Annotated in this window: 13 protein-coding genes; 2 read left to right on the plus strand and 11 right to left on the minus strand. The window is 64.9% G+C overall.

Features of this window, described 5'->3' with window-relative positions; genetic code table 11:
- Positions 1 to 5 precede the first annotated feature (5 nt).
- The 6 genes from SD196_RS00495 to SD196_RS00520 form a co-directional block, all read right to left on the minus strand.
- Entirely contained in the window at positions 6 to 1124 is a 1119-nt protein-coding gene (locus SD196_RS00495) for a Re/Si-specific NAD(P)(+) transhydrogenase subunit alpha (RefSeq protein WP_370600420.1), read from the minus strand.
- A gap of 618 nt (positions 1125 to 1742) precedes the next feature.
- Positions 1743 to 2378, minus strand: a complete 636-nt coding sequence (locus tag SD196_RS00500) for an SCO family protein (protein ID WP_416310949.1) — start codon at positions 2376 to 2378, stop codon at positions 1743 to 1745.
- Positions 2379 to 2516: 138 nt separating this feature from the next.
- Complete coding sequence (cyoE, locus tag SD196_RS00505) at positions 2517 to 3419, minus strand: heme o synthase (protein WP_275609546.1); 903 nt, start codon at positions 3417 to 3419, stop codon at positions 2517 to 2519.
- Positions 3420 to 3494: 75 nt separating this feature from the next.
- Complete coding sequence (locus SD196_RS00510; RefSeq protein ID WP_275609547.1) at positions 3495 to 4568, minus strand: COX15/CtaA family protein; 1074 nt, start codon at positions 4566 to 4568, stop codon at positions 3495 to 3497.
- 57 nt (positions 4569 to 4625) lie between these two features.
- Complete coding sequence (locus SD196_RS00515) at positions 4626 to 5192, minus strand: hypothetical protein (protein ID WP_275609548.1); 567 nt, start codon at positions 5190 to 5192, stop codon at positions 4626 to 4628.
- Positions 5167 to 5934: an SURF1 family protein gene (locus SD196_RS00520; protein ID WP_275609549.1), complete on the minus strand. Its 768-nt coding sequence runs from the start codon at positions 5932 to 5934 to the stop codon at positions 5167 to 5169. The genes SD196_RS00515 and SD196_RS00520 overlap by 26 nt, the downstream gene beginning before the upstream one ends.
- Before the next feature lie 45 nt (positions 5935 to 5979).
- Between SD196_RS00520 and SD196_RS00525 the strand changes: the two genes are divergently transcribed.
- Positions 5980 to 6189 carry a twin transmembrane helix small protein gene (locus SD196_RS00525; protein WP_275609550.1) on the plus strand — a complete coding sequence of 70 codons (210 nt, stop codon included), beginning with the start codon at positions 5980 to 5982 and terminating at the stop codon, positions 6187 to 6189.
- Positions 6190 to 6296: 107 nt separating this feature from the next.
- Here SD196_RS00525 and SD196_RS00530 read toward each other — a convergent pair whose 3' ends face one another.
- The 4 genes from SD196_RS00530 to coxB all read right to left on the minus strand — a co-directional run bounded on the left by SD196_RS00530 (position 6297) and on the right by coxB (position 10600).
- Complete coding sequence (locus SD196_RS00530; RefSeq protein WP_275609551.1) at positions 6297 to 7184, minus strand: cytochrome c oxidase subunit 3; 888 nt, start codon at positions 7182 to 7184, stop codon at positions 6297 to 6299.
- A gap of 22 nt (positions 7185 to 7206) precedes the next feature.
- Complete coding sequence (locus tag SD196_RS00535; RefSeq protein WP_275609552.1) at positions 7207 to 7764, minus strand: cytochrome c oxidase assembly protein; 558 nt, start codon at positions 7762 to 7764, stop codon at positions 7207 to 7209.
- 105 nt (positions 7765 to 7869) lie between these two features.
- The gene (gene ctaD / locus SD196_RS00540) at positions 7870 to 9465 is read right to left on the minus strand and encodes a cytochrome c oxidase subunit I (protein WP_275609553.1); all 1596 of its coding nucleotides are present in this window, start codon (positions 9463 to 9465) and stop codon (positions 7870 to 7872) included.
- A 10-nt stretch (positions 9466 to 9475) separates the two neighbouring features.
- Entirely contained in the window at positions 9476 to 10600 is a 1125-nt protein-coding gene (coxB, locus tag SD196_RS00545) for a cytochrome c oxidase subunit II (protein ID WP_275609554.1), read from the minus strand.
- A 421-nt stretch (positions 10601 to 11021) separates the two neighbouring features.
- Here coxB and SD196_RS00550 point away from each other — a divergent pair, with 421 nt between their 5' ends.
- On the plus strand, positions 11022 to 11666 hold the full coding sequence (locus SD196_RS00550; protein ID WP_275609555.1) for a hypothetical protein: 645 nt from the start codon (positions 11022 to 11024) through the stop codon (positions 11664 to 11666).
- A gap of 4 nt (positions 11667 to 11670) precedes the next feature.
- Here SD196_RS00550 and SD196_RS00555 read toward each other — a convergent pair whose 3' ends face one another.
- A complete protein-coding gene (locus tag SD196_RS00555; protein WP_416310950.1) occupies positions 11671 to 13206 on the minus strand; it encodes a SulP family inorganic anion transporter in 1536 nt (511 codons plus the stop codon).
- Between the last annotated feature and the right edge of the window lie 124 nt (positions 13207 to 13330).

Below are 13330 nucleotides of genomic sequence, written 5' to 3' on the forward strand. Positions count from 1 at the left end.
AGGGCTCAGCCGTTCTTGCGCACGATCTGGCCGTCACGGCACATCAGGCACGCGGCGACGATGTCGTCTTCCAGGTTCACCGTGAAGCCTTCGGCGGTCAGGGTGAGCTTGAGGAAGTCGAGCAGGTTGCGTGCGTAGAGTGCGGAGGCGTCCGCCGGCACCAGTGCGGCCAGGTTGCTCAGGCCGACGATGGTCACGCCGTGCTTGACCACGACCTGGTCGGCCTCGGTCAGCGGGCAGTTGCCGCCTTGGGATGCCGCGAGGTCGATGACCACCGAGCCCGGCTTCATCTCGGCGACGGTCGCCTCGTGCAGCAGGGTCGGCGCCTTGCGGCCCGGGATCAGTGCGGTGGTGATGACGATGTCCGACTGCTTGGCGCGCTCATGCACGGCCTTGGCCTGGCGCTCCATCCACGAAGCCGGCATCGGACGGGCATAGCCGCCAACGCCTTCGGCGCACTCGCGCTCTTCGTCGGTCTCGTAGGGCACGTCGACGAACTTGGCGCCCAGGGATTCGATCTGCTCCTTCACCGCCGGGCGTACGTCCGACGCCTCGATCACCGCGCCCAGGCGCTTGGCCGTGGCGATGGCCTGCAGGCCGGCAACGCCGGCGCCGAGGATCAGCACGCGGGCGGCCTTAACGGTGCCGGCGGCGGTCATCAGCATGGGCATGAAGCGCGGGTAGTGGTTGGCAGCGAGCATCACGGCCTTGTAGCCGGCGATGTTGGCCTGGGAGGAGAGCACGTCCAGGCTCTGCGCGCGGGAAGTACGCGGCGCGGCCTCGAGGGCGAAGGCGGTGACGCCGCGTTCGGCCATGCGGGCGATGTTCTCGTTGTTGAAGGGGTTGAGCATGCCGATCAGCACGGTACCCGGCTTCATCTGCGCCAGCTCGCTTTCGCTGGGCGCGACAACCTTCAGCACAAGCTCTGCACCGAAGGCATCGGCGGCAGTGCCGATCTTCGCACCAACGGCTTCGTAAGCGGCATCCGGCTGGCTGGCGCTGACGCCCGCACCGCTCTGAATGACGACCTGATGGCCTTGCCCGATCAGTTTCTTGACCGTCTCCGGCGTTGCTGCGACCCGCGTCTCACCGGCTTGGGTCTCGAGGGGTACACCGATCTGCACTCGCAAATCTCCTGCGTGATCCTGGGATTGTCCGGGCTACTACGTTGGCGACCCGGGTTATCGAACTGGCAACGGTCTTTTCTTGTTTTAGTGGCCGGGCGGGTAACCCGGTGGCCGCGGCATTGTGCAATCTAGCCTGGAGGGCTTCAAGAAGTTCTGGAGTGGTACGCAGCGATAACTACAAGTCACGTTTCGACCCGTAGTTTTCCGGTCGCCGCCGAGGCCGCGTGTGCCTTGGCGTTTAGCCTAATTGCCTATTGTGACCGGACGGAAACGTCATCCTCGCCGTGAATGACCACCCATCAGAGGCTCCCCATACCCACCGAAAGGCCCGGTAATCCTGCAACAGGCTCAGGCATAGGTGTTAATTAATGTTTCTAATATGGAGTATGAGTCATTACTGATGCCTGATTTCCTGTAGCAGATTTTTTACATTGACTACGGGGTCAGGAAATCCTGCGCGAGGCTTCAAATCCGCGCATTGCGCCGGATCAGAGCCTAAGGAAGAGGTTTGGCAGAAAGTTCGCGGTTGTCCTGCCGGGGCGGGAATGACACAGAAAAAACAACGGCCACCGTTATCGGGTGGCCGTTGGGGGTGAGACACGGTGTCGCGGGGGATCAGTTGTTCGCGCTGATCACGCTGGGCAGCTGGGCCGCGAGCTTGTCGTTGTGCAGCGGGGCGCGGATGAAGCCGTGCTGGGTGCCGTCCGGGCCGATGATGACCAGGTTGCCGCTGTGGTCGACGGTGTAGTTGGGCTTGCTGGTGTCTGCCGGGATGTAAGGGATGCTCATGGCGTTGGCCAGCTTCTGCACGTTCTCTTCGGAGCCGGTGATGCCCTGGAAGCCGGCGTTGAAGAAGCCGAGGTATTCCTTGATGCGCGGCGCGGTATCGCGGTGCGGGTCGACGCTGACGAACACCACCTGCAGGTTCTTCGCCACTTCCGGCGGCAGCTTGGTCTGCAGTTCGCGCAGCTGCGCCAGGGTGGTGGGGCAGACGTCCGGGCAGAAGGTGTAGCCGAAGAACAGCAGGGACCACTTGTCCTTCAGGTTGGCGGTCTGGAACGGCTGGCCGTCCTGGTCGGTGAAGGTCAGGTCGGGCACGCTGCGGGTTTGCGGCAGGATCACGATGCCAGCGTCGAGCAGCACCGTCGGGTCGAGCTGGTGGCGCTGGGTGAGCACCTTGTGGATGGTGAGGCCGAGGATCAGGGCGACGATGGCGACGAGGATGAAGACGGTCTTGTTGACTCGGGACATGAGGTTCTCGTGGGTCGGGACGTCTGGGCTTTGAGCTGCTGTTCATACCCTTGGCATGGGCGCGGCGATGTTCGCGAGCAAGCTCGCTCCTACAGGGGAGTCCAGAATTGTAGGAGCGAGCTTGCTCGCGAACCGGCCTCAATAGTTCAGGTGCAGCGGCAGGTAGTGGTCCACCAGCAGCGCGATGAACAGCAGGAACAGGTAGGCGATAGAGTACTTGAAGGTCTTGATCGCCGCATGGGGCCGACTGCCGCAATAGAGCGCCCAGGCCCAGTCGAGGAAGCGCGCGCCCAGGGCCAGCGCGGCGAGCAGGTAGACCAGCCCGGCCATGTGGATGACGAAGGGCATCAGCGTCACCGCGAACAGCACCAGGGTGTAGAGCAGGATGTGCAGCTTGGTGTAGTGCTCGCCGTGGGTCACCGGCAGCATCGGAATGTCGGCCTTGGCGTACTCGTCCTTGCGGTGCAGGCACAGCGCCCAGAAGTGCGGCGGCGTCCAGGCGAAGATGATCAGCACCAGCAGCAGCGGTTCGGCGGACACCTGCCCGGTCACCGCGACCCAGCCCAGCAGCGGCGGGGCGGCGCCGGCGAGGCCGCCGATGACGATGTTCTGCGGCGTGGCGCGTTTGAGAAAGCCCGTGTAGAGCGCCGCGTAGCCCAACAGAGAGGCCAGGGTCAGCCAGGCGGTGAGGGCGTTGGTGAACACCAGCAGCACTGCCATCCCGGCCACTGACAGCAGCATGGCGAAGCCCAGCGCGAGGGGCGGCGATACACGGCCCTCGGCCAGCGGGCGCTTGTGGGTGCGCGCCATGATCGAGTCGATGCGCCGGTCCACCACGTGGTTCACCGCCGCCGCGCCGCCGGCGCACAGGCCGATGCCGAGGTTGCCGAATACCAGCACCTGCCAGGACACGCCAGCCTTGGTAGCGAGCAGCATGCCGATCAGCGAGGTGATCAGCATGAGCAACACCACCTTGGGCTTGGTCAGTTCGAGCAGGTCGCGCCAGCTGGCGTGGCTGGATGTGCTGATGACGCTGGCCATGGTCATTTCTCCGTCTGGTGGATCGGGGCCGGCGCACCGTGGCGCCGGCCGGCCGTCGTGCTCAACCGTGCAATTTCAACCTTGAGAGGGGTAGGCCACCGGGCGCTCCAGGGCCTCCAGGGTGATCGGGCTGCTGGCGGGCAACTCGACGCGTTTCGCTGCGGGGGCGCGCACCCGATAGTTCACCAGCACCAGCATCAGCAGCAGGAAGGCGCCGCCGCCGTTGTGGGTCACCGCCACCGGCAGCGGCAGGTGCAGCAGCACGTTGCTGATCCCTAAGCCGATCTGGATCGACAGCCCCAGCAGCATCAGCGCGGTGATGCCGATCAGCCCGTGGCGCTGGAGATTCCAGGCCAGCAGCAGGAGAACTGCTGTCACGCAGAGCGCGCCCATGCGGTGGGTCATGTGGATCGCCGTGCGCGCGTCGCTGTCGAGCTGGCCGCCCAGGTAGTTCGGGCCGATGTGCTGGGTGAGGTGGAAGCCGTTGGCGAAGTCCATGTCCGGCCACCACTGGCCGTGGCACATCGGCAGGTCGACACAGGCCACCGCCGCGTAGTTGCTGCTGACCCAGCCGCCGAGGGCGATTTGCCCGATCACCAGCAGCAGGGCGAAGGCGGCGAGGGCGCGCAGGCGCGAGGGCAGTTGCAGCGGCGCGAAGGCGCCGGACAGGCGCAGGCTCAGCAGGAACAGCAGCGACAGCGTGGTGAAGCCTCCGAGCAAATGCGCGGTGACCACTTGCGGCCAGAGCTTGAGGGTGACCGTCCACATACCGAACGCGGCCTGGGCGATCACCACGCCGAGCAGCAGCAGCGGCAGGCGCAGCGGCTGTCCGTCACGGCCGCGGCGCACCAGTGCGTGGATGGCCAGGCCGAGGATCAGCAGGCCCAGGCTGCCGGCGAAGTAGCGATGGATCATCTCGTTCCAGCCCTTCTGCGCCTCCACCGGAGCGTCCGGGAAACGCATTTCGGCGTGGGCCAGCTGTGCCTCGCTGGTCGGCACGTGGACGAAGCCATAGCAGCCGGGCCAGTCCGGGCAGCCGAGGCCGGCGTGGGTCAGGCGGGTATAGGCGCCCAGCAGGATCACCAGGAAGGCCAGTGCCGTCGCCAATACGGCGACGTAGAAGGCGGGTTTGCGTGTTGCCTGGATCATGCGTCGCTCCCGATCTTGTTGTTGTCGTGGGGCTGGCGATTCCCGATCAAAAGAGCATCAACCGATGTTGGACAGCTTCAGCAGCAGCTGCAGGTCCTTGAGGATCGACTTGCCGTCGGTCCCGGCGTCATAGCGCAGCACCAGGTTGCCGTGGGGGTCGACGATCCACAGTTGCGGCTTGGCGCCGGTGTGCTGGGTCGGCGTTAGGCCCAGGCGTTGCAGGCGCGGGTAATCCTTGTCGAGCAGGCTGGTGAACTCGGTCGGCAGCGGCTTGGCAAAGGCGAACACATGCTCGGCGCGGCTGGCCTCGCGGCCCAGGCCGATGTTGATCTGGCGAGCCAGGTAGACCAGTTGCTGGCAGTCGCTGGCGCAGGTCTCGGGTGCGGTGACCAGCAGTTGCCAGTGTTCGCTCGCCTTGTCGGCCTGCACGCCGAGGTCGGCCGGGGTCTGCCCGGTGGCGATCAGGTCGCCGTGGTAGCTGCGGCCTTCCGGCACCCAGAACTGCAGCTTGTACATGGCGGTGGCGAGGATCATCGGGCCGAGGGTCACGCAGAGGATCAGGATCAGCTGCAGACGGCCGCGGCGGCGGCTGGGCTGCTCATTCAGGGTCATGCTGGCGGTCATGGTCGAAGGTCTCCCGTGCGCGACGGATGCCGAGGTAGAGGTAGAGGACTGTCAGTGCGAAGGCCAGGGCGAACCACTGCACGGCGTAGCCGACGTGGCGCTCCGGTGGCATGGCGACGATCGGCCAGTCGGTGTCGAGGGCGGCGTCGCCCGGTTCCAGGCGGATTTCCAGAGGCAGCCCTTGGCGGCCGAGTTGGTCCCACAGGGCAGGGGCGTCCACCTGGGTGACCAGGCGCGGCCAGCCGGCGACCGGCGCGAATGGCGTGGTGGGTGGCGGCAGGTAGGTCCAGGCGTCCAGCAGCAGGTCGTGGTCGGGCGTATCGATCCGTGGCGGCACGCGGCGATCCGGCCAGGCAGTCCAGCCGCGATTGACCAGCAGCCACTGGTGAGCGGTGCGGTCATAGAAGGGTTGCAGCACCTCGACGCCGGCATGGCCGTCGCGGGTGCGGTTGTCCAGCAGGACGGTGTGTTCGGCGTCGAGCTGGCCCTGCAGGCGCACTCGCACATAACTGCGCGGCGGCAGGCGTTCGAGTTCGGCGGCGGAGATCGGGTCCTGCTGGCGCTGGGTTTCGGCGGCGGTGAGCAGGATGCGCTTTTCGGCTGCGCGCGAGAGCTGCCAGCAGCCCAGGCCGAGCAGCACCGGCAGCAGCGCGAGCACCACCAGCGTCGGCGCAAGGCCGGGCCGGAAGGCCTGCGCCACGCGGCTCGAACGGTGCGGAGTAGCGTGCTGGCTATACTGCAAGACATCCCCCTTAACCCCAGTCCCCCCGCGGACAGGAGGCCGGTAATGCTCAAAGCTGCGATCGTCCTGTTGTTGCTGGCGACCGTCGTCAGTCTGTTCAGTGGTCTGTTCTTTCTGGTCAAGGACGAGGGGCACGGTTCGCGGGTAGTCAACGCGTTGACCGTGCGTGTCACCCTTACCGCCCTGACTGTCGCTCTCATCGCCTGGGGCTTCTTCAGCGGCGAACTTGGTAGCTCCGCCCCCTGGCATTTCTGATTCCGCATTGCTTTTCGAGCTTGCTCGCGAACGCTTTTTTCTGATGCCCCAGTGTTGGGCGGTTCGCGAGCAAGCTCGCTCCTACAGGTCCTGCAATTTCTCCCGCCTCACAGCACGTAAACGAAGGTGAACAGCCCGACCCACACCACGTCGACGAAGTGCCAGTACCAGCTGGCCGCTTCGAAACCGAAGTGGTGTTCGGCGTCGAAGTGCCCGCGCAGGATGCGGATCAGCATGATGGTCAGCATGATCGCGCCGATGGTCACGTGGGCGCCGTGGAAGCCGGTGAGCATGAAGAAGGTCGCGCCGTAGATGCCCGAGCCCAGGGTCAGGCCCAGTTCGCTGTAGGCCTCGTGATACTCGTAGGCCTGCAGCACCAGGAAGCAGGCGCCCAGCGCGATGGTCAGCGCCAGCCACAGCTTCAGCGGGGCGCGATGGTTCTTCTTCAGCGCGTGGTGGGCGAAGGTCACGGTGAAGCTGGAGCTGACCAGCAGCAGGGTGTTGATCAGCGGCAGCTTCCACGGATCGATCACTTCCTTGGGCGGCGGGAACAGCTTGTTGTCCGGGTTGCTCAGCTGCGGCCAGCCCTGTTCGAACTGCGGCCAGAGCATGTGCGAGATGCCGTGGTGGCCTTCGCCGCCCAGCCATGGGTTGACGAAGTGGCGCACGTAGAACAGCGCGCCGAAGAAGGCGGCGAAGAACATCACCTCGGAGAAGATGAACCAGCTCATGCCCCAGCGGAACGAGCGGTCCATCTGCGGGCTGTACAACCCGCCACGGCTTTCCTTGATGACGTTGCCGAACCAGCCGAACAGCATGTAGGCCAGGATCAGTCCGCCGGCGAAGAAGATCCACGGGCCGTGGGACTGCGCCTTGCCGGCGCTCATGTCGTTCATCCAGGTGCCGACGCCGAACATCGTCACCAGCATGCCGATGGTGGCGATGATCGGCCACTTGCTCTGCGCGGGGACGTAATAGGGATCGTGGGTTGTCATTGTTGTTGTTCTCCTTTTCCGTTCAGCGCGTGTTACTGGCCACGGGCGGCTTGCGGGAAGTGATGTCGAACAGCGTGTAAGCAAGGGTCAGGTGACGCACATCCTTGGGCAGGTCGCGGTCGACGATGAAGCGCACCGGCATCTCGATGCGCTCACCCGGCTGCAGCACCTGCTGGGTGAAGCAGAAGCATTCGGTCTTGTGGAAATAGGTGGCCGCCACCGACGGCGCGATACTCGGGATCGCTTGGGCGGTCATCGGTTTGTCGGTGGGGTTGCGGGCGACGAACAGCATCTGGTTCACCGCGCCCGGATGCACCACCAACTGCTCGGCCTCGGGGTGGAACTCCCAGACCATGTCGATGTTGTTGTTGGCGACGAACTGGATCTTCACCTCGCGCGACTGATCCACCACCTGGCCGTCGTCCCGGTAGGCGCTGCCGGAGGTCTTGCCGTTGATGCCCAGCGCCTTGCACATCACGTCGTACAGCGGCACCAGGGCGAAGCCGAAGGCGAACATGGCGACCACGGCAATGACCAGCCGGGTCACCAGCTTGCGCGTTTCGATGTTGCCGTCGCTCATGAGTCGATTCCTCCCTTGCAGGAGCGAGCTTGCTCGCGAACCGCCTGACGCCTTGGCTTCCGGAGAAGCCCGTTCGCGAGCAAGCTCGCTCCTACAGGTAAGCCCTTACTTCACTTCCGGAGGCGTGCTGAAGGTGTGGTACGGCGCGGGCGAAGGAATCGTCCACTCCAGGCCTTCGGCGCCATCCCACGGCTTGGCCGGGGCCGGCTTGCCGCCCTTGATGCACTTGATGACGATGAACAGGAACAGCAACTGCGTGGTGCCGAACATGAAGGCGCCGACGGACGAGACCATGTTGAAGTCGGCGAACTGCAGGTTGTAGTCCGGAATCCGTCGCGGCATGCCCGCCAGGCCCACGAAGTGCATCGGGAAGAACGCCAGGTTCATGCCGATGAAGCTCATCCAGAAGTGCAGCTTGGCGAGACTCTCGTCGTACATGTGCCCGGTCCACTTGGGAATCCAGTAGTACACCGAGGCGAAGATGCCGAAGATCGCCCCGGGCACCAGCACGTAGTGGAAGTGCGCCACCACGAAGTAGGTGTCCTGGTACTGGAAGTCCGCCGGGGCGATGGCCAGCATCAGGCCGGAGAAGCCGCCGATGGTGAACAGGATGACGAAGGCCACGGCGAACAGCATCGGCGCCTCGAAGGTCAGCGAGCCCTGCCACATGGTCGACGCCCAGTTGAACACCTTCACCCCGGTGGGCACGGCGATCAGCATGGTCGCGTACATGAAGAACAGCTCGCCCACCAGCGGGATGCCCACCACGAACATGTGGTGAGCCCAGACGATGAAGGAGAGGAAGGCGATCGACGCGGTGGCGTAGACCATCGAGGTGTAGCCGAACAGCGGCTTGCGGCTGAAGGCCGGGATGATCGAGCTGACGGCGCCGAAGGCAGGCAGGATCATGATGTACACCTCGGGGTGGCCGAAGAACCAGAACACATGCTGGAACAGCACCGGGTCGCCGCCGCCGGCCGCGCTGAAGAAGCTGGTGCCGAAGTGGATGTCCATCAGCATCATGGTCACGCAACCGGCCAGCACCGGCATCACCGCGATCAGCAGGAAGGCGGTGATCAGCCAGGTCCAGACGAACAGCGGCATCTTCATCAGCGTCATGCCCGGTGCGCGCAGGTTGAGGATGGTGGCGATCACGTTGATCGCGCCCATGATCGAACTCATGCCCATCAGGTGGATGGCGAAGATGAAGAAGGTCACGCTGTGCGGCGCGAAGGTGGTGGACAGCGGCGCGTAGAAGGTCCAGCCGAAGTTCGGGCCGCCGCCGGGCATGAACAGGGTGCTCACCAGCAGCGCGAACGCCGCCGGCAGCAGCCAGAAGCTGAAGTTGTTCATGCGTGGCAGGGCCATGTCCGGCGCGCCGATCATCAGCGGCACCATCCAGTTGGCCAGGCCGACGAAGGCCGGCATCACCGCACCGAAGACCATCACCAGGCCGTGCATGGTGGTCATCTGGTTGAAGAACGCCGGTTCCACGATCTGCAGGCCCGGCTGGAACAGTTCGGCGCGGATCACCATGGCGAAGGAGCCGCCGAGCAGGAAGGCGCAGAAGGCGAACCACAGATAAAGCGTGCCAATGTCCTTGTGGTTGGTGGTCAGGACCCAGCGCATCAGGCCCTTGGCGGGGCCGTGGTGGTGGTCGCCGGCGTGAGAATGGTCGGGGTGATCGATCACAGCACTCATCGCGGCCTCCTTATTTTTGCTTCTGCTTGTAGGCGACCACTTCTTGCGGGGTCACCATGTCGCCGTCGTTGTTGCCCCAGGCGTTGCGCTCGTAGGTGATCACCGCAGCGATGTCGACCTCCGAGAGCTGCTTGCCGAAGGCCGCCATTGCCGTGCCCTGGACGCCGTTGAACACGGTCTCCAGATGGTGCTCCTTGGGCCCGGTGACGATCTTCGAGCCTTTGAGTGCCGGGAACATCGGCGGCATGCCCTGGCCCTCGGGCTGGTGACAGGCCGCGCAGATGGTGTGGTAGACCTTGTCGCCGCGGGCGACCAGCTCGTCCTTCGTCCACTCCTTGCTGGTCAGCTCCTTGAGCTTGGCGGCCTCTTCCTTGCGCTCGGCCAGCCACTTGTCGAAGTCGGGCTTGGATTTCACGTCCACCACGATGGGCATGAAGCCGTGGTCCTTGCCGCACAGCTCGGCGCACTGGCCACGGTAGATGCCGGGCTTGTCGACTTTGGTCCAGGCCTCGTTGACGAAGCCGGGAATGGCGTCGCGCTTGACCGCGAAGGCCGGCACCCACCAGGAGTGGATCACGTCGCTGGAGGTGACCAGGAAGCGCACCTTGACCCCGGCCGGCAGCACCAGCGGGTTATCCACCTCCAACAGGTAGTGCTCGTCCTTGTCGGCCTTGTTGTGGATCTGGTCCTGGCTGGTGGCCAGGTTGGAGAAGAACTCCACGTCCTGGCCCAGGTACTTGTACTGCCACTTCCACTGGTAGCCGGTGACCTGCACGTCCAGCTCGGGCTCCGAGGTGTCGTACATGTGGATCAGCGTGCGGGTGGCCGGGACGGCCATCACCACCAGGATCAGGAAGGGAATGATGGTCCAGAGGATTTCCACCGTAGTGCTTTCGTGGAAATGCGCGGGCTGCTGCCCGGTGGACCGGCGGTGGACGATCATCGACCAGAACATCGCGCCGAACACGATGATGCCGATGACCACGCAGATCCAGAAGATGGTCATGTGCAAGTCGAAGACATTACGGCTGACTTCCGTCGCACCGGGGGCCATGTTGACCGTCCAGGCGGCGTTTGCCTGACTGAAAGCCAAGAGCAAAAGGAAGCCCATCCAGACTCGTGGATGTCGCAGCATTCGGGTTCCCCTTATCGTTGTTTTTATCCCGCCGGCATTGCGCTCGTGCGGCAAACCCCCATTCCAGAAGGTTTGCGCGCTTGAACTCGCCAACGGCCAAGGGAGCGACCGCCAAGACAACTGACTTTGACCGTCATCACCTCGGCGCACGCAGGGCAGGCCGGGTCCATCAGGTTTTTCGTGTGTCGAGTCGGAGTATAGACACGGCTTGCGACATAACAACGCAGAGTAAAAAACCGTTTCTAAAGACCGAAGAGTGATCTCAAAGCCGCGGCCGGCGCGGCTTTGGAGTACCATGGTGGCGGTGTGATATGCCTGGACGGCATAAACACTTCATGAATATGACAATCGCGTCTTAGCTGCAGCCGGACGCCGGCTAAGGTCTTTCTTCACGTTCCAAACCCGTTGTCTTGGAGTTGTCATGAATACCGCTGCACTGCGTGAGCTGATCCGTAATGCCCATCTGCTCGAGTCCCGCCACGGCCATCTCGCCCGCCTGATCCAGAGCCAACTGCAGAGCCTGCACAAGAGCATCGCGCTCGCCGGTGAAGACCCCAGCGGTACGCTGACCCGTTTCGTTCACGCCTACATCGAACAGGTGCCGGATTTCCTCGACGCGGCCAACGCCGTGGCCCGCGAGGCGGGTATCGAGGATCGCATCAAGCCGGTGCTCAAACTCGCCGAGCAATTCTTCCTCACCCCGCCAGCCCTGCTCGACGGCCATGACGGACTCGATGCGCTGCTGGACGAGGCCTACCTCGCCCATCGCCTGGTGGAGGAAGTGAACGACCGCTACATCGCCCACTTCAACCAGCCGCTGATCCCGCTGGACACCACGGTGGCCAATCTTGTCGCGCACCAGCTGATCGGCGAACCCTTCGCCAACCAGCTGGACGAAGCCGTGCACCACGCGGTCGACGGCATGCTCGACGAAAGCACCTTCGCCTCGGACACGGCGCAGAGCTACCGCGCGCGCCTGAACGACCCGCAGGTGGTGATGGCCTGGCAGCAGTGGCCGTGCCTGTCGCGGCAGTTCGGCGTCGAACTGGAGCTGGGCCGCGACTGAGGGGTCAGCTCGCGCCTTGCAGCGCGCGCACCCGTCCTTCCACGCGGCGCCGCAGGCCGTTGCCTTCGATGCAGAGCCGGCAATCGCTGGCCGCGGCGGTGCGTCCCCAATCCTCCAGCAACTCCATGCACGCGTGGTCGATGTAGCTCAGGTGCTGCAGCGGCACACGCAGGTGCGTTCCGGGCTTCACCGACTGCAACACCTTGGAGAGTGCCGGCACCTTCAGGAAAGTCGCCGCGCCGACCAGTCGCAGCTCCGCACCGTTGCCCTCGTCGTCGTAGCGCAGCTGGATCTTCAGCCGCGCGGCCTTGAACACCAGCTTCAGCACTGTCAGCGCGAAGCCCAGCAGTACGCCGGTCAACAGGTCGGTGGCGACGATGGCCAGCGCGGTGGCCGCATGGACCAGCACCGGCATCCGCCCGTAGCGGCCCAGTGAGCGCAGCGCCTTGAGGTCCACCAGCTTGATGCCGGTGTAGACCAGCACGCCGGCGAGGCTTGCAATGGGAATCTGCCGCAGCAGCCCGCCCAGCAGCGCGACGAACGCCAGCAGCCACAGCCCGTGGAGGATCGCCGAGGCGCGGCTGCGCGCACCAGCCTGTACATTGGCCGAGCTGCGCACGATCACCCCGGTCATCGGCAGCGCGCCGACCAGCCCGCAGAGCATGTTGCCCACGCCCTGGGCGCTCAGTTCGCGGTCCATGTCCGAACGCGGGCCATTGTGCATACGGTCCACCGCGGCGGCGGAAAGCAGCGTCTCGGCGCTGGCGATGAAGGCCACCACCACGGCGGCCAGCAGCAGCGTCGGGTCGAGCAGTGCACCAAGGTCCGCGGGCCGCAGCCAGTCGATGGCATCGCCGAGGTTCTGCGGCACGTTCACGCGCAGTACGTCGAGGCGAAACACCATGCTCGCCGCCGTTGCGAGGCTCACGCCAAGCAACGCGCCGGGCAGCATGCGCAGCTGGCTCGGTTTGAAGTGGTCCCACAGCGCCATGCACGCCATGGTGCCCAGCCCGAGCATCGCCGCGTCGAACCCGCTCGCCTCGGACAGCAGCGCGGACGGGAAAGCCAGCAGGTTATCCAGCCCGGACGCCTGCGGCTTGAGGTCCAGCATCACGTGTACCTGCGACAGTACGATGAGAATGCCGATGCCCGCGAGCATGCCATACACCACGGCCGGCGAGGTCACGCGGAACCAGCAGCCCAGGCGCAGCCGGCCCGCGAGCAGCTGTAGCGCACCGGCCAGCAGCAGTATCGGCCCGAGCATGGCCATGCCGTGGGTGCGTACCAGCTCGAAGACCAGCACCGCAAGGCCCGCCGCCGGGCCGCTGACCTGCAGCGGCGAGCCGGCGAGAAAGCCGACGACGAGGCCGCCGATGATGCCCGTCACCAGCCCCTTGGCGGGCGGCATGCCCGAGGCGATGGCGATGCCCATGCACAACGGCAGGGCGACGAGAAAGACCACCACCGACGCGAGCAGGTCGCGTGGCAGCGCTTGGCGCAGTTGGGAAAATCCGGATGCAACAGAGTGGGAAGCCGACATGGCGCTGTTCTCCTTCGGGCATTTTTCGGGCACGCGAAAGCCCACGATGACGGCCTCGACCGCATCGACACGCGCAATTCAACGGGGCGGCGAACGCGGTGGCCGCGCTCGCCTCAGGCAGGGA

Source organism: Pseudomonas macauensis (genome assembly GCF_047902425.1).
Taxonomy (GTDB): domain Bacteria; phylum Pseudomonadota; class Gammaproteobacteria; order Pseudomonadales; family Pseudomonadaceae; genus Pseudomonas.